16 protein-coding genes are annotated in these 18,409 nt (G+C 68.1%); 7 read left to right on the top strand and 9 right to left on the bottom strand.

What is annotated here, in order from left to right; genetic code table 11:
- The first annotated feature begins 12 nt into the window (after positions 1 to 12).
- Positions 13 to 717, top strand: coding sequence for an Rv2732c family membrane protein (locus ACEE23_RS05950; protein ID WP_368519171.1), 705 nt, complete (start codon positions 13 to 15; stop codon positions 715 to 717).
- A gap of 9 nt (positions 718 to 726) precedes the next feature.
- Here ACEE23_RS05950 and ACEE23_RS05945 read toward each other — a convergent pair whose 3' ends face one another.
- On the bottom strand, positions 727 to 1,917 hold the full coding sequence (locus ACEE23_RS05945) for a GNAT family acetyltransferase (protein ID WP_448871432.1): 1,191 nt from the start codon (positions 1,915 to 1,917) through the stop codon (positions 727 to 729).
- Positions 1,918 to 1,922: 5 nt separating this feature from the next.
- On the bottom strand, positions 1,923 to 3,278 hold the full coding sequence (locus tag ACEE23_RS05940) for a DUF349 domain-containing protein (RefSeq protein ID WP_368519173.1): 1,356 nt from the start codon (positions 3,276 to 3,278) through the stop codon (positions 1,923 to 1,925).
- 197 nt (positions 3,279 to 3,475) lie between these two features.
- Between ACEE23_RS05940 and ACEE23_RS05935 the strand changes: the two genes are divergently transcribed.
- The 3 genes from ACEE23_RS05935 (at position 3,476) to dapF (ending at position 5,955) form a co-directional block, all read left to right on the top strand.
- The gene (locus tag ACEE23_RS05935) at positions 3,476 to 4,132 is read left to right on the top strand and encodes a hypothetical protein (RefSeq protein ID WP_368519174.1); all 657 of its coding nucleotides are present in this window, start codon (positions 3,476 to 3,478) and stop codon (positions 4,130 to 4,132) included.
- The gene (miaA, locus tag ACEE23_RS05930) at positions 4,132 to 5,040 is read left to right on the top strand and encodes a tRNA (adenosine(37)-N6)-dimethylallyltransferase MiaA (protein WP_448871429.1); all 909 of its coding nucleotides are present in this window, start codon (positions 4,132 to 4,134) and stop codon (positions 5,038 to 5,040) included. The genes ACEE23_RS05935 and miaA overlap by 1 nt, the downstream gene beginning before the upstream one ends.
- Positions 5,041 to 5,109: 69 nt before the next feature.
- Positions 5,110 to 5,955, top strand: coding sequence for a diaminopimelate epimerase (gene dapF, locus ACEE23_RS05925; protein WP_368521227.1), 846 nt, complete (start codon positions 5,110 to 5,112; stop codon positions 5,953 to 5,955).
- Here dapF and ACEE23_RS05920 read toward each other — a convergent pair.
- Both ACEE23_RS05920 and ACEE23_RS05915 read right to left on the bottom strand, forming a co-directional pair.
- Positions 5,952 to 6,521 carry a hypothetical protein gene (locus ACEE23_RS05920; RefSeq protein WP_368519176.1) on the bottom strand — a complete coding sequence of 190 codons (570 nt, stop codon included), beginning with the start codon at positions 6,519 to 6,521 and terminating at the stop codon, positions 5,952 to 5,954. The two genes, dapF and ACEE23_RS05920, sit on opposite strands and share 4 nt — an antisense overlap.
- 99 nt (positions 6,522 to 6,620) lie before the next feature.
- Positions 6,621 to 7,364 (bottom strand): hypothetical protein, encoded by a 744-nt coding sequence (locus ACEE23_RS05915; RefSeq protein ID WP_368519420.1) that lies wholly within the window; start codon positions 7,362 to 7,364, stop codon positions 6,621 to 6,623.
- A 292-nt stretch (positions 7,365 to 7,656) separates the two neighbouring features.
- On the opposite strand from ACEE23_RS05915, the gene hflX reads away from it, so the two are divergent.
- Both hflX and ACEE23_RS05905 read left to right on the top strand, forming a co-directional pair.
- On the top strand, positions 7,657 to 9,153 hold the full coding sequence (gene hflX / locus ACEE23_RS05910) for a GTPase HflX (RefSeq protein ID WP_368521226.1): 1,497 nt from the start codon (positions 7,657 to 7,659) through the stop codon (positions 9,151 to 9,153).
- Between the two features lie 35 nt (positions 9,154 to 9,188).
- The gene (locus ACEE23_RS05905; RefSeq protein WP_368521225.1) at positions 9,189 to 10,472 is read left to right on the top strand and encodes a uracil-xanthine permease family protein; all 1,284 of its coding nucleotides are present in this window, start codon (positions 9,189 to 9,191) and stop codon (positions 10,470 to 10,472) included.
- Positions 10,473 to 10,586: 114 nt separating this feature from the next.
- On the opposite strand, the gene ACEE23_RS05900 is transcribed toward ACEE23_RS05905, so the two are convergent.
- The 3 genes from ACEE23_RS05900 to ACEE23_RS05890 all read right to left on the bottom strand — a co-directional run bounded on the left by ACEE23_RS05900 (position 10,587) and on the right by ACEE23_RS05890 (position 14,130).
- On the bottom strand, positions 10,587 to 10,856 hold the full coding sequence (locus ACEE23_RS05900) for an HPr family phosphocarrier protein (protein WP_070768454.1): 270 nt from the start codon (positions 10,854 to 10,856) through the stop codon (positions 10,587 to 10,589).
- A gap of 127 nt (positions 10,857 to 10,983) precedes the next feature.
- A complete protein-coding gene (locus ACEE23_RS05895; RefSeq protein ID WP_368521224.1) occupies positions 10,984 to 13,122 on the bottom strand; it encodes a fructose-specific PTS transporter subunit EIIC in 2,139 nt (712 codons plus the stop codon).
- Positions 13,123 to 13,161: 39 nt separating this feature from the next.
- Positions 13,162 to 14,130, bottom strand: coding sequence for a 1-phosphofructokinase family hexose kinase (locus ACEE23_RS05890; RefSeq protein WP_368519180.1), 969 nt, complete (start codon positions 14,128 to 14,130; stop codon positions 13,162 to 13,164).
- 451 nt (positions 14,131 to 14,581) lie between these two features.
- Here ACEE23_RS05890 and ptsP point away from each other — a divergent pair, with 451 nt between their 5' ends.
- Positions 14,582 to 16,363, top strand: a complete 1,782-nt coding sequence (gene ptsP, locus ACEE23_RS05885) for a phosphoenolpyruvate--protein phosphotransferase (protein ID WP_368521223.1) — start codon at positions 14,582 to 14,584, stop codon at positions 16,361 to 16,363.
- A gap of 84 nt (positions 16,364 to 16,447) precedes the next feature.
- On the opposite strand, the gene ACEE23_RS05880 is transcribed toward ptsP, so the two are convergent.
- A complete protein-coding gene (locus ACEE23_RS05880) occupies positions 16,448 to 17,230 on the bottom strand; it encodes a DeoR/GlpR family DNA-binding transcription regulator (RefSeq protein ID WP_368519182.1) in 783 nt (260 codons plus the stop codon).
- A 255-nt stretch (positions 17,231 to 17,485) separates the two neighbouring features.
- Entirely contained in the window at positions 17,486 to 18,238 is a 753-nt protein-coding gene (lexA, locus tag ACEE23_RS05875; RefSeq protein ID WP_409338329.1) for a transcriptional repressor LexA, read from the bottom strand.
- Between the last annotated feature and the right edge of the window lie 171 nt (positions 18,239 to 18,409).

Raw genomic sequence — 18,409 nt, 5'->3', positions numbered from 1 at the left:
AGGTCGAAGACTGTGACTGATTCAAATCGCCCGGAAACGCCATCCTCCAATTCGGAAGTAGAGCAGCCGGAATCGCTGCTCTATATCGAAAACAGCAAGGAGAAGCAGGCCGCCGCCGCGGCGGAAAAGCGGGCGGCGCGCACGATGGACCTGCGCGGCCAGACCGTCACCCTCTGGGTGGCCGTGGCCCTGTTCGTGGCCTACCTGCTGCTGCCGCACGCGGGCCCGGCCCGCGGTTTCCAAGTGCTGACCGGGCAGTCCGGCGAGGTGGAAATCTCCATCGTGGAATACGTCTTCGCCGTGCTGATGACCCTGGGCGTCGGCGTGCTGACCACCCTGACGCTGCTTACCCGCCGGGCCGCATTCGGCCTGGCCGGCTGGATGATGGCGACGGTGGCCTTCGCGGTCTCGCTGTTCATGTTCTGGGTGCGCGGCACCCAGGAGTACGGGGTCGGCATCGGCGCCGTGTGCGGGGTGGTCGCCTGCGGCCTGACGTTTATCGCCTACTGCCTGGTCGCCCTGCGCCGCAGCCCGGAGCAGCAGGAGGCCCAGGAACGCGCCCGCGCCGCCGCTGGGACCATGGACGAGGTCGGGCAGGTCCAGAACCGCATCCGCGCCACCGTGGATCCGGACAGCAACCCGCTGCTGGTCGATGACCGCCGCCAGCAGGCCGCGGCCCGCTACCGCCGCGATCACTGCGGGAATAACGCGAACTAAGCAGGCGCCCTAGAGGTCCCGCTGCCAGGCCGTGGTCACGGCGATGGGCCGGCTGCCCAGGCGCGCGTGCAGCGCCCGGGAGGCCACGTCGCTGAGCGCGGCGGAGCCGTAGACCCGGTTGAGCTCCGGCCAGAAGTCGCGGGCCATGACTAGCGCGGCGTTCGCGGTCGCCGTGGCCAGCCCCTGGCGGCGCCAACCCCGGTCGGTGACCATAAGCGTCCATTCGGCGATCTCCGCGTGCCCGCCGTGGTGGCGGCCGCATTCGACGAGGTTGCGCACGCGGCGGGCGGCCCCGGTGGCATCGATAGCCGCCACGAGGACGGTCTCGGACCGGCGCTCGTGCACGCGCCGGCGCGCCTCGTTGAGCCGGTCGGCAGTCCAATCCACCGGCTCGACGGTCATCTCCCCGTAGTCGGCGTCCTGGGAGGCCACCGTGAGCAGCTCGACGACCTGGGGCTCGATATCGGCGGGCAGGTCGTAGTTGTGGAAGGCAGCGAACTGCCACCCGTCCGGCAGGCCGGGGAGACCCGGGGAGTCCGCGGAGGGTAGTTCGCCCGCCTCCGTTATGCGGGTGACCAGTTGGGTCTCGGCGTGCCGGCGGCTAAAGCGACTGCGGGTGAAGACCTCCGCGAGGGAGGCGGGCAGGACTTCGTCGTCCGGCGCGTGCATCATTCCGGTGAGCACCCGGGCACGGCCCAGGCGCTGGGCGAGCTCGCAGCCGTTATCCAGCATCCAGGCCAAGAGATCGGCGGCCTCCGGCTCCAGCGGGGTGCCCGGCAGAGGGAGGTAGCCCGCGTCTAGAACGCAGTCGAGCTCGACGTTGTCTAGGTCCTCTAGCTGCGGGCGGCTGAGCTGGATAAAGCCCATGTAATCCAGCTCCGGGATCTCACCGGTGCTGGCCAGTAGCGGGTAGCCGAGCGGGGAGAGCTCGCCCACGGGCACGGGCCCGGAGACCACCGCGAAAAGATCGGTGAGCATCTCCGGGGTGCCGCACAGCGCGTGCAGCGCCAGCTCCGCGGACATGGAGGCCGCCAGATCCCCGGTGGCCTCCTGGGCGGCCAGGTTCGACAGGAAGCTCAGCGTCCGGATGGCGTCGCTGGGCGCGGCGAAGACCGCCGGCTGGCCCGGGGCAACCGGGCGGCCATCGGTGGTGCGGGGAGCGGCGAGGTGGGCGAGGTGCAGGTGGGAGAAATCAGGCACGGGTTTTACTGCTCATCCAGCACCGCGGCGGCGGTCTGGGCCCACTGCTCCCACTGCTCGGCCTGGGCGCGCAGCTTCTTTTCCTTCTGCGTGTTGCCCTTGGCGGCGGCCGCATCCGCCTGCTGGTTAAAGTCCTGCGCCCGGGAGCGGAACTGATCCACGCGCGCCTGGGCCTCCGGGTCGGTGCGGCGCCACTGGGACTCCTCGGCGTCGGAGACGCGCTTTTCGACCTCGGCGATCTTGTCCTCGTACTCGCGGATCTGGTTGCGCGGGACGAAGCCTACTTCCTCCCACTTCTCCTGCAGCTCGCGAAGCTTGGCCTTGGCGGTGTTGAGGTTGGCCGCCGGGTCGATCTGCGGGGAGTACTCCGCCAGCAGCGCGTCCTTGGCCGCGGCATTGGCGGCGAATTGCTTGTCGCGCTCCGCGTTGACCTGGTTGCGGGCGTTGAAGAAGTGGTCCTGGGCGGCGCGGAACTGCGCCCAGAGGCGATCGTCGACCTCGCGCGGGGCGCGGCCGGCGGCCTTCCACTCTTGCATCAGGTCGCGGTAGGCGCGGGCGGTCGGGCCCCAGTCGGTGGAGTTCTGGAGCGCCTCGGCGCGCTCGACCAGCTCTTCCTTCTTCTTCCGGGCGGCAGCGCGGGAGCGGTCCAGCTCCGCGAAGTGGGAGCCGCGGCGGCGGTTGAAGGCGTCGCGGGCGCGGGAGTAGCGCTTCCACAGCTGGTCATCGGTCTTGCGGTCGATGCCCTTGATGGTCTTCCACTCGTCCAGGATGGCGCGGATGCGATCGCCGGCGGCTTTCCACTCGGTGGAGTTCTCCGCGATCTCCTCGGCCTCGGCCGCGAGCTTTTCCTTAGCCGCGATGGCCGCGGCGCGGCGCTCAGCCTTGTCGGCCTGGGCCTTCTCGCGCGCGGCGGCGGAGTGGTCCATGATGGCGGCCAGGCGCTTGTCCAGCGCGTCTAGGTCGCCAACCACGGCGGCGGTGGCCAGATCCGCGCGCAGGGTGGCGGCGGTGTCCTTGATGGAGTCGGCCTCCTGCGGGTTGGCCCGGAGGCGGGCCTCGAGCAGCTCGACCTCGGTGGCCAGGTCGTCGTAGCGCTTGCCGAAGTGGGCTAGGCCCTCGGCGGCCGTGCCGGCCTGCCAGGAACCTACGGCGCGCTCGCCGTCACCGGTGGTGACGTAGACGGTGCCGTCGTCCGCCACGCGGCCCCACTTAGACGGGTCGGACTTCGGCGTCTGGGACAGTGCTACCGGCGCGGCCGGCTTTGCCCCAGGCCGCGGGGTTTGACCCGGCTTCGGGGCCTGCGGCCGAGGGCCGGGCTTCGGCATGTTGCCCGGGTGCGGTACCTGTGATTGAGGAGCCATGAGTCAAACACCATCCTTGTGCAAAAATCGCCGCCGCGCGACACGGCTGCCTTTAACGGGAGTATGCGATTTCGCGCCCTAAAAATGCGCGAAGTGCCGATTCATTACTTTACCCGGTATTCACCCGCCACGTGCGGACTCCCAGCCGGGCGGGCGAACTGTGGGCCAGCCCCGGCAGCGGCTAAGATTATCCGCGTATGTCTACCCTCGTGATAATCCCCGGTTCCCCCGCCTTGGTGCGCGAACTCGCGCCCAGCGATGCCGCCGGAGCCCAGTTGCTCGACCACGCCCGCACGGCGCTGTGGCAGGCGGCGGTTAAGCTCCGCGCGAACGACGGGGCGGAGCACGTGCGCGTGCCGGTCGACCTGGTCTGTTCGCAGGCGCCGCGCTGGCGGACCGAGCACGCCGGCTCCTTCGCGGCCTGGGGCGCCCCACACGTCCGGGTCTCGGCCGGGCACTACCTGGCGGAGCTGGTGGCCCGCTACGTCACCGAGCCCGTCGACGGGGTAGAGGTGCGCGCCGTGCGCGAGCACCTCACCGCACCCGATCCGCAGGCCATCACCGTGGTCGTCGTCGACGGCAGCGCCGGGTTAGACGCCCGCGCCCCGCTGGCCGAGCTGCCCGCAGCAGCCGCGGTGCACCAGTGGTGCTGCGAGCTGCTTCGCGGCGGCGTAAACACCTACCCGCCGGAGTGGGACGCGGGCCAGCTGTCCGAGGCCGGCATCGTCGAGCCGGAGCCCTGGCTGGAGCTGGCCGAGTACGCCTCCCGCCGGGGCCTGCGGGCGGCGGAGCTTCTCGCCGCGGACGACTCCCTGGGTGTAGGGCGCTACGTCGCGCGCTGGGAGGTGGCCTAATGCTGCCGACCCCCATTGCCGTGGTGGGGCCGACGGCCTCCGGCAAGTCCGCCCTCGGCGTGGCCCTGGCGCACGCACTCGACGGGGAAGTGGTCAACGTCGACTCCATGCAGCTGTATAAGGGCATGGACATCGGTACGGCCAAGCTTTCCGTCGAAGAGCGCGAAGGCATCCCGCACCACCAGCTGGACGTCTGGGAGGTCACGGAGACCGCCTCCGTGGCCCGCTACCAGGCCGCGGCGGTAGCCGACGTGGAAGACATCCGGTCCCGGGGCAAGACCCCCATCCTGGTCGGCGGGTCGATGCTCTACGTCCAGTCCCTGGTCGACGATTGGCAGTTCCCGCCCACGGACCCGGACGTCCGCCAGAAATACGAAGACCTCCGGCTAGAGATCGGCACGGCCGCCCTGCACGACCTGCTGGCCGAGCGGGACCCGCAGGCCGCCGAGACCATCGAGGACCAGGACCCGCGGCGCACCGTGCGCGCCCTGGAGGTCATCGAGCTGACCGGCCGGCCCTTCCAGGCCAGCCAGCCGCCCAAGAACGCCCCGCCCCGCTGGGGGACCCGGCTGCTGGGCCTGTACGCCCCGGCCGAGTGGCTCAACCCGCGGATTGAGCTGCGCACCCGGCAGATGTTCGCCCAGGGGCTGGTCGGCGAGGTCGAAGGCCTCAAGGAGGTGGGCCTGCAGGCGGAGTCCACGGCCGGCCGGGCCATCGGCTACGCGCAGGTCCTGCAGTACCTCGACGGCCAGCTCTCCCTGGCCGAGGCGGAAGAAAAGACCACCTTCGGCACGCGCCGCTACGTGCGCCGCCAGCGCTCCTGGTTCCGCCGGGACAAGCGCATCTACTGGCTGGACGCGGCCGGCGACACTTTTGCCGAGGCTCAGCAGGCCTTGGGCCTGGGCTAGGAGCCGCGCCGACCCGGGCGCCCCAACCCCGCCCGCTGGGTGCGGGACTCAAGCAGTAGACTCGGTGCCATGCGAGTTAGCAAAGGTCACGGAACCGAGAACGATTTCCTCATCATCCCGAGCTTCGAGGAGCTCGTGGACCTGCCCGAAAAGCGCGTGCAGCGGCTGTGCGATAGGCGCGCCGGGCTGGGTGCGGACGGCATCCTGCGCGTGGTGCGCGCCGGGCAGCTGCTGGAGGCCGGCGAGATCGAGGCGCTGCCCGCCGGGCTGGAGCGCGAGGACTGGTTCATGGACTACCGCAACGCGGACGGCTCCGTGGCGGAGATGTGCGGCAATGGCACCCGGGTCTTCGCGCACTGGCTCAGCGCCCACGGGCTGGTCGATAGCGCCACCTTTAACGTCGGCACCCGCGCCGGCACCAAGAAGGTCACCGTGCATGCTGCCGATGCCACCGACGCCACCGTCAGCGTGCAGATGAGCGAGGCGAAGGTGCTGGGGCTTTCCACCGCGCAGGTGGGCACCCACCGGGTAGCCGGCCTCGGCGTGGACGTGGGCAACCCCCACCTGGCCGCGGTCGTGCCGGGCCTGGAACCCGCCGAACTTGCCGAGTGGGAACTGGGCACCCCGACCTGGGACCCGGAGTTTTTCCCGGCAGGTGTCAACGTGGAGATCGTCACCCCGGCGGCAGACGGCGAGGTGCACATGCGCGTGGTCGAGCGCGGCGTGGGGGAGACGCGCTCGTGCGGTACGGGCACGGTGGCCGCCGCGCGCGCCGCGCTGGCCGATGCCGGCCGCGGGGAAGGCACCTTGCGCGTCCACGTGCCGGGCGGGACCGTGGAGGTCACCATCACCGACGGCGGCTCGGTACTGACCGGCCCGTCGCGGATCGTCGCCGACGGGGAGACGAGCCTCTAGCTGGCCTCGCCCCCCAGGCGGTTGTCGGGGCCCTCGCCGTTGTAGCGGGTGCCCAGCCGCTGGGCAGACCGGCGGGCGTTAATCCAGGACTCCTTGATATCGAGCGCGCGCTGGTCGGTGACCCGCAGCAGCGACTCTAGGTCTTGGGTTTCTAGCTCCGTGCTGGCCAAGCGGGCATTGAGCCGGTTGAGGAAGCGGCGGGCGGAGGCGTACTGGTAGTGGAACCTTTCCACCGCCTCGTCGCCGCAGTCGTAGTCCAGCAGCGCCGGGCGGTGCAGGGTGCGGTCCGCGATGGTGTCGGCATCCTGGGCGTTGCTGAAGTGATCGAATTCGTCCATGACGTCCGTGATGTCTTCCGCCGACAGCTGAATGGAAGAACGCAGCACCCGGTGCTCGTGGGCGTCCGGGCGCATGGAGAGCATGACCCACACCGCGCCGGCCAGCAGGAGCGCGACTATCAGGCCGACCACCTTGAGCAGCCCGATGAGGAAGGCGGCGGCGATGATCGTCAACACGATTGCTAGCGCGCGGCGCTGGCCTGCGGATCGGGGGAAGGGCAGTGGCATGGGGAGGTCACCTCCTTAAAAGGGCGGTCAAATATCGGAAGCTACGAATAAACGGTCGGTACTTTGAGGGTTATCTTACCGTGTGAGACAGTCTTTGGCTTAGGAACAGCCGCAGCCGCCGGAGCCGCAACCGCAGCCGCCGCCGGATCCACACCCGCCCGTAGGGGCGGCCACGCTAGCCGTCAGCAGGGCCGAGCCGGCCAGGACCGTGTTCTTTGCCGGCAGCTCGCCGCCGTCGTCGGGCAGGCAAACATCCAGCGGGAAGGCGCCGTCGAGTACCACGTGGGCAAAGCGCTGGCCGGTCAGCTCGTTGGTCAGCCACTGGCTTTCCATAACGCGCCCGGCGAACTCGAAGGCCGGGGTCGGCGCCTGGGCGCCGGAGCCGGAGGCGATGATCTCCGCGCCGCTGGACTTGGCCACCGCCGGGAACTCGCCGGTTTCGGCCTCAAAGGCCTCGGCGGAGTCGTAGCGGCGGGTCTCCAGCGCCAAGGCGGTCAGGCTGACCTGCTGCCACTGCTGGGTTTCTTCCTCCGCCAGCAGCGGGCCCTGGGCGAGGTTCGCGGTCACCGTGGCTAGCACCGTGCCGAAGGGGTCGATGACCTCCAGGTGGGCGAGCACGTCGTTGACCATGTCGACGTGGGCGAAGGACTGCGTCACGGCGTTGAAGCCGACGAAGGTGGCAAACGGCTCCACGGCGAGGATGTTGAGCTGCGCGCCGCTCGGGTCGGTGAACTGGATGAGCTGCCCGCCGCGGACCTCGCCGGTGACCTGCAGGTGATCGGTGGCGATGGCCGCCTCGACGGCCTGTTGCCAGCGGTCGAAGTTAAAGCCCAAGGCCGCCATTTCCGGCAGCTTGTGTGCCACTCCGGCCGGTTGCCCGGCGCGGGCGGTGGGTACTGCCTGGTTCGGCTGCTGGGGAGAGTCTGGTTTCTCGGCCGCGGGCGTCGGGCCGGACTGGCTGGCATGCGTAGTCATGTCGATATTCTATCCCTCCGTACGCTGGCACTTAAATTCACGCCGCCCGCCCGCCGGGCCTGCCCGCTGCCCCCAGGTGGCACCCCACGGAAGCGGCGGTTTGTAGTTAGCCGGTGTCACTTGGGGTTTAGCGCAGTGACGTGGAAGAATAAGCACCAATATGACTGAATCTTCACAATTTAGTAACGAGCACGAAAAGCTGCTCGCCCACGCCTTCCGCGATAACGCGCCGCAACGGCCCGCGCACGCAGACGAGGAACTAAGCACCGGTGAGATGGACCTGGCAGAGCGCAACGCCCTGCGCAGCGTGACCCGGGAGACCACAATCCGCGCCGAGGACACCACGGATGGCTACGAAGTCGAGTACCGCAAGCTGCGCCTGGAGCAGGTCATCCTGGTCGGGGTGTGGACCGAGGGCACCATCGCTGAGGTCGAGGCCACCCTGGACGAGCTGGCCGCCCTGGCCGAGACCGCCGGCGCCGAGGTCGTCGAGCTCATCTACCAAAAGCGCGACAAGCCGGACTCCGGTACGTTCATCGGCTCCGGCAAGGTCAAGGAGCTCAAGGAGATCGTGGAGGCCACCGGCGCGGACACGGTCATCTGCGACGGCGAGCTCAACCCCGGCCAGCTGACCGCGCTGGAGCGCGCCCTCAACACCAAGGTCATCGACCGTACGATGCTGATCCTGGACATCTTCGCCCAGCACGCGAAGTCGAAGGAGGGCAAGGCGCAGGTCTCGCTCGCCCAGCTGGAATACCTCTACACGCACACCCGTGGCTGGGGCGGCAACCTGTCGCGCCAGGCGGGCGGCCGCGCCGGCTCCAACGGCGGCGTGGGCCTGCGCGGCCCGGGTGAGACCAAGATCGAGACCGACCGCCGCCGCATCCGCACGGAGATGGCCCGCCTGCGCAAGGCGCTGCGGAACATGAAGACCGCGCGCGAGGTCAAGCGCTCCCGCCGCGCCGCGTCCACGGTGGCGCAGATCGCCATTGCCGGCTACACGAACGCCGGCAAGTCCTCGCTCATCAACGCGATGACCGGGGCGGGCGTGCTGGTGGAAGACGCCCTGTTCGCCACGCTGGATCCGACCACCCGCCGCGCGCAGCTGGGCGACGGCCGCCAGGTGGTCTTCACCGACACCGTCGGCTTTGTTCGCCACCTGCCCACGCAGCTGGTCGAGGCCTTCAAGTCCACGCTAGAGGAGGTGCTGGGCGCGGATCTCATGCTGCACGTGGTCGACGGCTCGGATCCCTTCCCGCTCAAGCAGATCTCCGCGGTCAACAAGGTCATCTACGACATCGTCAAGGAGACAGGGGAGAACCCGCCGCCGGAGATCATCGTCATCAACAAGATCGACCAGGCCGATCCCCTGGTGCTCGCGGAGGTCCGCCACACCCTGGACCGCGACAACGTGGTCTTCGTCTCGGCGAAGACCGGCGAGGGCGTCGACGAGCTGACCACCCGGGTCGAGCTCTTCCTCAACACCCTGGACGCGGACGTCGAACTCCTCGTGCCGTACACCCGCGGCGACGTCGTAGCCCGCCTCCACGAGGAGGGCACCGTGCGCAGCGAGGATTACTCGGAAGAGGGCACGCGGATAAGCGCCCGCGTGCCGCAGCAGGTCGCGGCGGAGTTAACCGAGTTTCGCGTGGATTAACCCCGCCTGGCGCAGGTGATCCATAATGAAGACTCGTGAGTAATATTTTCGGTTGGACCGTCCACGGTGACGGAAAGAAGATCGCCCCGGGGGCCGTGGTCGCCCCGGAAGAACGGCTGAACTGGCCGCGCACCATCGGCATCGGCATGCAACACGTCGTGGCCATGTTCGGCGCCACGCTGTTGGTGCCCACCCTGACCGGCTTTCCGGTCAACACCACGCTGCTGTTCTCCGGCATCGGCACCATCCTCTTCCTGGCGATCACCCGCAACCGCCTGCCGTCCTACCTGGGCTCGTCGTTTGCCTTCATCGCGCCGCTGTCCGCCTCGCAGGCCCAGGGCATCGGCGTGCAGGCCGGCGCCGTGATGTGCACCGGCCTGGCGCTGGTTGTCATCGGCCTTATCGTCAAGGCCGCGGGCAAGCGCGTTATCGATGCCGTCATGCCCCCGGCCGTGACCGGCGCCATCGTCGCCCTCATCGGCCTGAACCTGGCCCCGAACGCGGCTGCGAACTTCTCCAGCCAGCCGCTGGTGGCCGCGGTGACCCTGGTGGTCATCCTGCTGGCCACGGTGGCCGGCCGCGGCATGGTCTCGCGCCTGTCCATCCTCATCGGCGTCGTAGTCGGCTGGGCCTTTGCCGCGCTGACCGGCAACCTGGATCCGTCTGCCGGCGAATCCATTAGGGAGGCCGCCTGGGTGGGCCTGCCGCAGTTCCACGCCCCGGAGTTCAACCTCTCGGCCATCGCGGTGGCCCTGCCGGTGCTGGTCGTCCTCATCGCCGAAAACGTCGGCCACGTCAAGGCCGTCTCGGAGATGACCAACCGGGACCTCGACGACCTGGCGGGCGATGCCCTCTTCGCCGACGGCCTGGCCACCTCGCTGGCCGGCGGCTTCGGCGGCTCCGGCACCACCACCTACGCGGAAAACATCGGCGTCATGGCCGCCACGCGCGTGTATTCCACCGCCGCCTATTTCGTCGCAGCCCTGACCGCCATCGCTCTGGCGTTCATCCCGAAATTCGGCGCCCTCATCTTCACCATCCCCACCGGCGTGCTGGGCGGGGCCACCCTGGTGCTCTACGGGCTCATCGGCATGCTCGGCGTGCGCATCTGGATGGACAACAAGGTCAACTTCAACAACCCGGTCAACCTGACCGCGGCCGCCGTGGCGCTCATCGCCGGAATTGGCAACCTCACCCTCGACGTCTTCGGCGTCACCCTCGAAGGCATCGCCTGGGGCTCTGTCGGCATCATCATCGGTTACCCCATCATGAAACGCCTCTACGACCACGTCGGGGAAGGGCAGAACGCGAAGTACTAGTGCGCAGCTAGGCGAACGCTGAGCGGCCAGTAGAAATGCGCAAAAAGAGTTGGGGCCCAGGACAGCAAAGAACTGTCCTGGGCCCCAGGTTTATCTAAAACCGGGATTGGTGGCCTACTCGGCGTCCAAATCCTGCTCGATGAGGGAAGCGATCTTCTCGACGGCTTCGGAGTTCTCGGAGGTGACGGTGACCTCGTCGCCCTGCTCGGCGCCCAGGGCCATGATCATCAGGGACGAGGCGGCATCGGTCTCGTCGTCATCGTCTTCGCCCACCAGGTTGAGGAAGATGTCCTCATCGAACTCGCCAGCGGCGTCAGCGATGATGGAAGCCGGACGGGCGTGCAGGCCCACGGAGGAACCTACCTTGACGGTCTTGGAAGCCATGATTAATCAATCCTTTCATCGGTTGTTTTCTGCCCCAGTCTACGGCGCGCTAGTTCCGCGTGCCACGCCCCGCGCCGGAGGGCGCGCGACTGTGACGGACGCGGTAGCACCGCGGGGCGTTCCTGCTTTAAGCAGTGACGGGCTCGGCCTGGGCGGCGGCGTCCTTCGCGGCGGCCTCACGCACGGCCTTGTTCGGCCAGAACTGCTTGAGGGCGAGCACGCAGATGGTGGAGACCACCACGCCGGCGATGATCGCCAGGAAGTAGCTGCCGACCGGGGAGATGGCGAAGGGCACGAAGATGCCGCCGTGCGGGGCGCGGGAGGTAACGCCCATGCCCATGGAGATGGCACCGGTGACGGCGCCGCCGGCCATCATGGCCGGGATGACGCGGAACGGGTCGGCCGCGGCGAACGGGATGGCGCCCTCCGAGACGAAGGACAGACCCAGCAGCCAGGCGGACTTGCCGTTTTCCTGCTCCGCCGGGGTGAACAGGTTCTTGCGGATGAACGTGGCCAGCGATAGGGCGATAGGCGGCACCATGCCGGCGGCCATGACCGCGGCCATGATCTCCATGGAGGCCTGGTCGCCGGTGGACAGGCCGGCGGTGGCGAAGAGGTAGGCCGCCTTGTTGACCGGGCCGCCCAGGTCGAAGCACATCATCAGGCCGAGGATAAGGCCCAGCAGGACCGCCGAGGAGCCGGTCATGGAGCGCAGCCAGTTCTGCAGGCCCTCCATGATGCCGGCCAGCGGCGCGCCCAACAACATGTACATCAGTACGCCGACGACCAGGGTGGCGAACAGCGGGATGATCACCACCGGCATCAGGGAGCCCAGCCAGCGCGGGACCTTCCAGCTGCCGATCCACATGGCGACCAGGCCGGCGATGAGACCGGTGACCAGGCCGCCGATGAAGCCGGCGCCCAGCAGCACGGCGATGGCACCGCCGGCAAAGCCCGGGGCGATACCGGGGCGGCCGGCTAGTGCGAAGGCGATATAGCCGGACAGCGCGGCCACGATGAAGCTCATGGCGGCCTGGCCGGTGGCGAAGAGGACCGCGCCCAGGTAGAGCATCATCCCGGAGCGCTGGAATTCCATCATCGCCCCGTCGACCTCAACGGTATTGCCCGGCAGATTGGTCGGGGAGTAGTCGGTGGTAATGGCCTGCCAGCCATTGGCGACGTCGGCGCCGCCGAAGAGGAAGCCGAGCGCCAGCAGCAGGCCGCCGGCGGCCACGAACGGCACCATGTAGGACACGCCGGTCATGATCGCCTGCTGGATGCGCTTGCCCCAGCCCAGCTTGGCGCCTTCCTCGGATTCGCCGGAGGAGGCTGCGGCCGTGCCGCTGACCTTGCGGGCGTTCGGGTTCTGCGCGGCCGCCACGGCCTCATCCAGCATGGTGCCGGGCTCGTTGATGGCGCGCTTGACCCCGGACTCGATCACCGGCTTGCCGGCGAATCGCTCGCGGTCGCGGACCCCGACGTCGGTGGCGAAGATGACGGCATTGGCGGCCTGGATGACGCTGCCGGGCAGCGGCTCCTGGTTGGCAGATCCCTGGGTCTCCACGTGCAGCTCGATATCGGAGCGGGTGTCCGCGTTCTGCGTCAGCGCGTCGGCTGCCATGTAGGTGTGGGCAATACCGGTCGGGCAGGCGGTCACCGCCACGATGCGCGTGACCGCGGCACCGGACGCCGACTCCTGTGCACCGGTGGCAGCAGTGCCGTTAGCAGCAGCGGGACCGGTGACCGCGGTGGCCCCGGCCTGTGCCCCGGCGGTGCCGGCCGCCTCGCTAGCTGGCTTCTTTGGCTTCTTTTCCGCGTTGACCACGCCGAGGACGGCCTCGACGACTTCTTCCGGGCGCTGGGCGGTACGTAGGACCTCGAGGAAGTCCGGGCGGACCAGCGCGCGGGCCAGCTTGGACAGAATCTTCAGATGGGCCTTGCCGCCGCCTTCGGGAGCGGCGATAAGGAAGACCAAGTTCGCGTCACCGTCGGGGCCGGAAAAGTCGACGCCGTCGGCCAGGCGCGTGAACGCCAGGGTCGGCTCGGTGACCGCGGCGGAGCGGCAGTGCGGGATGGCGACCTGCCCGGCCACGCCGGTGCGCCCCTTGGACTCGCGTTCGATGGCTGGCTGGGCCAGGCCGTCGATTTCCGTGGCGCGGCCGGTGGCGTGCACCAGCGTGGCCAGCTCGGTGATGACCGAGTCGACGGAATCGCCGAAGTGGGCATCAAGGGCCACCAGGTCGGCGGTGATGATCTCAGAAGCCATGAGACAGCTCCATTTCTTTAGGATTTCGGGAAAGGATATTTAGTTATCAAGTTCGTCGAGCGTGGTGCCCGCCAGGTCGATCTGGTCTGGCCGGGGCAGGGTGGTACCGGCCAGGCCCGCGGCGGCCGTGCCGTAGGCGACGGCCTGGCGCAGCGCCTCCGGGCGGGTGGTGCCCGCGGTGCGCGCCAGCAGGTACCCGGCGAGAGCCGAGTCACCCGCACCGACGGTGGAGACGACCTCGGAAGCCGGGGGCGTGGCCACCCAGGCACCATCGGCGGTGACGAGTACCGCGCCGGCGCCGCCCAAGGTCACCAGGATTTCGCCGACCCCGCGCTGGACCACGGAGCGGGCCGCAGCCACGACTCCAGAATAATCGCCGCGCGCGGCCTGTTCCTCGAGCGCGAGCCCGTCCTCGCCGGCGAGCTGGCCGAGCTCGAAGCCGTTCGGCTTGAGCAGATCCGGGGCCGCGGTGTCTAGGTTGCGGGCGATTTCCAGCATGGGCTGGTCGGAGGTGTCCACCGCGATCCAGGTCTGCGGGGAGGCGCTGCGCAGGGCCTTGATGAGCGAGGAATACCAGTCAGCCGGGCAGCCCGGCGGCAGGGAGCCGGCCAGCACCACCCAGTCCGCGTTCGCCGAGAGGGCGCCCAACCGCTGGATGATTTCCTGCTGGACCTCCGGACCCACCAACGGGCCTGGGCCGTTGATCTTGGTGGTGCCGCCGGACGGGTCGGTAATCGTCGTGTTTACGCGGATGGTGTGGTCGAGGGGGACCGCCTCGTAGGGCAGCGCGGCGTCCTCGACCAGGGAGAGGAATAGATCCGAGGGGCCCGCGGGAAACAGCGCCACGGTGGGGTGCTCCGCCAGGTACGCGGCGTGGGTGACGTTAATGCCCTTGCCGCCGGCGACTTGGGAGACAGACCGGGCGCGGTGGACCAAACCGGTGGTCAGCGGTTCATCGAGGGATAGGGTCGCGTCGATGCTGGGGTTAGGGGTCAGCGTCAAAATCATGGTGGGTGGTGCTTCCTCCGGCGGGCGCTTCGGCCAGTCGCTCCGTGCCTCCTTGCCGGTTGTCTCTAGCTGCGGGCCTGAGTGCCAGCAGGGGTGAGACATCCGACGGTGCCCGGGACCGAGTGGCCGAGGGGTCAATGTCAACGAACTGTAACGTGTGACAACGTTTGCAGACGTTTACTTTGTATTGTTGCCCGATTATGCCCGTATGTCAATGGGTATATGTGGTTTTCCGTGGGTCTCGGTAGACTGGGCAGAAAGTTGTTCTCTTGCGGAGCCTCGCCGGGGCCTGACGACTCCTGCACCAGTGGGCCGGAGGCGCACTGGACCTAGTTTCGGAAGAGCTCAGAATTCGTTTCTAGTGAGTACTGGCGAGCCTGAGTAGGATTGCCATAAATACGCGTATACCGATCTTGTCTACTTAGTCTTCAGACGTAGGGAGAAGTTTTACATGACCAACACCGACAACACTGGCAGCACCGCCACCACCGGGTCGACGAGCGCTGAAGCTAGCTCGGCTCAAGCGAACGCCGGGCAGCGGGGCACCATCGCGGGCACCGGTGTGGTGGCCGGCGTCGCCTACGCTCCCGCGGTGTGGGTACGTCCCCGCCCGCAGCTGCCGCAGTCCGGGGAAGCCATCGTCGAAGAAGACCAGCGCGAGGCCGAGTTCGCGCGCTTCCAGGAGGCCGCGGAAACCGTCGCGCAGCGCCTCGAGGGGCGTGCGGGAAGCGCCGAGGGGCATGCGGCGGAGGTTCTGAAGGCCACCGCCTCGATGGCGCGGGATAAGGGCTGGCACAAGACGGTGCGCAAGAACGTGCGCGGCGGCAACGGCGCGGAATACGCGGTAGTCGCCGCCACGGACAAGTTTGTCTCCATGTTCGAATCCGCCGGCGGTGTCATGGCTGAGCGCACGACGGACCTGAAGGACGTGCGCGATCGCGTCATCGCGGAGCTGCGCGGCGAGGACGAGCCGGGCCTGCCCTACGTCGAAGGCGAGGCCGTGCTGCTGGCCGACGACTTGGCGCCGGCGGATACTGCGACGCTGGACATCGACCGGATCAAGGCCCTGGTGACCGAGCTAGGCGGGCCCACCAGCCACACCGCCATCATCGCCCGCCAGCTGGACATCCCGTGCATCGTGGCCACGGGCGCGAAGCTGCGCGAGCTCAGCGCGGGCGAGTGGCTGTTCGTGGACGGTTCCCGCGGGCTGGTCGAAACCGGCGCGGACGCCGACAGCTCCCAGGCCGCCGTGGCCGAGTACCAGGCCAAGGCCGCCAAGATCGCCCAGTGGGAGGGTCCGGCCCAAACCAGCGACGGCTACCGCGTGCAGCTGCTTGCCAACGTCGCCGACGGCAACGCCGCCCGGCTGGCCGCTGGCACCCAGGCCGAGGGCGTGGGCCTGTACCGCACCGAGCTGTCCTTCCTCAACGCCTCGGAGGAACCGAGCGTCGACGAGCAGGCACAGATTTACTCCAAGGTCTTCAACGCCTTCGGCGACCGCAAGGTCGTCGTGCGCACGCTGGACGCCGGCTCGGACAAGCCGATTAGCTACGCCACCCTCGATGATGAGGAGAACCCGGCGCTGGGCGTGCGCGGCCTGCGCATCGCCCGCGACAACGAGTCGCTGCTGACCCGGCAGCTCGACGCCATCGCCCAAGCCGCCGAACAGCGCCCGGAAGGCGCGCAGACCTGGGTCATGGCCCCGATGGTGGCTACCGCGAACGAGGCCCGCTGGTTCGCCGGCCTGTGCCGGGAACGCAACCTTATCCCGGGCGCGATGATCGAGGTCCCCGCCGCGGCCCTCATGGCCGATACCATCATGCCGCACCTGGACTTCGTCTCCATCGGCACCAACGACCTGACCCAGTACACCATGGCCGCGGACCGCCTGTCGCCGCAGCTGGCGTACCTGACCGACCCCTGGCAGCCCGCCGTGCTGCGCCTTATCCAGCACACCTGCGTGGTCGGCGGCGACAACAACGTCCCCGTAGGTGTCTGCGGCGAGGCCGCCGCGGATCCGATGCTCGCCGCCGTCCTCACCGGCCTGGGGGTTAACTCCCTGTCGGCCGCCTCGACCGCCGTTGCCGGCGTGGGCGCGCAGCTGGCCGAGCTCAGCCTCGAGGACTGCCGCAAGATCGCCGCCGCAGCCGTGTCCTGCGAAGGCCCCTCGGAGGCGCGCGACAAGGTCCGCGAACTCATTGAGGAGCTCGCGCAGCCTGAGGTCGAAAGCTAACGGCCCCGGCAGTCCAACTAAACAACCCGGCCGAGCCGCCGCCTTAACGCGGGGCTTGTGCCGGGTTGTTTGTATTGGAGGGGGTTAAGCGTCGACGATGACCACGGTGATCTCGCGCTCGCGCAGCGCGTCAACGAAGCTTTGCGGTGCCGCCGAGTCCGTGATGACGACGTCGATGTCCGAAATCTTGGCGAAGCTGACCAGGTAGTCGTTGCCCAGCTTGGAAGAGTCACACAGGACCACAACCTTTCGGGCGTTGGTCACGAACGCGGCCTTGATGGCCGCCTCCTGGGCGTCTGCGGTGGACAGTCCGTGATCCAGGGTCAGGGCGTTGGTGCCGATGAACGCGACGTCGGCGCGCAGCAGCGCCATGGTGCGCAGGGCGGTATCGCCGACCACGGCCTGGGTTATGCCGCGCACCGTACCGCCCAGTAGTTGGACGTCCTTGATGCCATTATTGGCCAGCGACAGGGCAATGGGCAGGCTGTTCGACACGATCGACAGTTGGTTGGCCAGGGGACTCGCTGCGATGAGATCGCTTAGCGCGTTCGTGGTGGTGCCGGCGTCCAGGAAGATGCTGCCCGGGGTCTCGGGGAGGAATTCGAGGGCCGCCTCGGCGATCGCGGATTTCGCCCCGGTGGCCGAGCGCGAGCGCGTGTCCAGGGTGAACTCGGCGGTCTGGAAGGTCTGCGAGGCCACCGCACCGCCGTGGACGCGGTGGACGACGCCCTCGCGGTCCAGGACGGCCAGGTCGCGGCGGATGGTCTCGGCGGTGACGTCGAATTTATGGGAGAGTTCCGTGACATTGACGCGTCCCTCGACGGCGGTGAGGGACGCAATCTGCCGACGGCGTTCTTCTGCATACATGGGGTAGTTCTCCTCGGTCCGTGGGTACGCGCGCGGATGGGCGCGCGCACACGGTGAAATGGGTCTACTCAAATTGTTCCAGAAAAACCGCGTGGGCAAACACAAACAGAAAAACCCAAGCACCCGGTTCTTGGGTTGCTTGGGTATTTCTTGAGGTAGATCGGGCAAATCGGAACTACGGCCATGAGGCGGGAGTGACCTTTTGCATGCCCCGCTACCTCAGAAAGGGGGAATAACGCGGAATGTTCCGGGGAATTAGAGCTTGCGCATCACGGAGACGACCTTGCCCATGATTTCCGATTCGTCCCCGTTGATAGGGGAATAGGCGTCATTGTGGGGCAGCAGCCACACCCCGGTGGAGTCGCGGTGGAACTCCTTGACGGTGGCTTCCTCGCCCTCCAGGAGGGCTGCGACGAAGTCGCCTTCCTCCGCCGTGGACTGCGAGCGGACGATGACCCAGTCCCCGTCCAGGATGCCGGCGTCCCGCATGGAGTCGCCGACGACCTGCAGCATGTAGAGATCGCCGCCGCCGACGACCTCATCCGGCATGGGGTAGTAGGTGTCGATGTTTTCCTCGGCCGTGATGGGGGTCCCGGCGGCAATGCGCCCGACGACGGGGATGTAGCTGACCTGGCCGGCATCGGGCGGGGTCTGCGGGAGATCCGCGGACTTGCTGGCCTTCTCGGCCTTCGCGTCTTCCTTCTCGGTGTTGAGGTGGCGGACATCGACGGCGCGCGGCTTGTTGGGATCGCGCCGCAGGAAGCCCTTCTCCTCCAGCTGCTTGAGCTGGTAGGCCACCGAGGAGGTCGACTGCAGGCCGGCGGCGTCACCGATCTCGCGGATGCTCGGCGGATAGCCGCGCAGGAGTACGGCGTCGTGAATGACCTCGAGGATGCGCCGCTGGCGGGCGCTTAAGGAGTCGAGTGTCGGTTTTTGTGAGGATTTGCTGGGTCGGGCCATGGTCTTTAACTCTCCAAGTTGACTAGCAGGTCGGTTAGTGGGGGACACAGGCGCTGCGGGCCCGCGAAAATTCCTACCTTCCTTTCTAGCACGAAATGTACAAATGTTCGAGATCTTCGCCCGTGCGCTAGACAAATTTTGGAAACCCTGCTATAAATCGAACACAGAACCTAATTCGAACATTCGAACGAAGGAAAGTCGGTGCCATGTCGGGGTCCG

This window comes from Corynebacterium sp. 32222D000AT, from assembly GCF_053546955.1.
The sequence above is the reverse complement of the archived record's forward strand: the minus strand, read 5'-3'. Positions and strand labels throughout refer to the sequence as shown.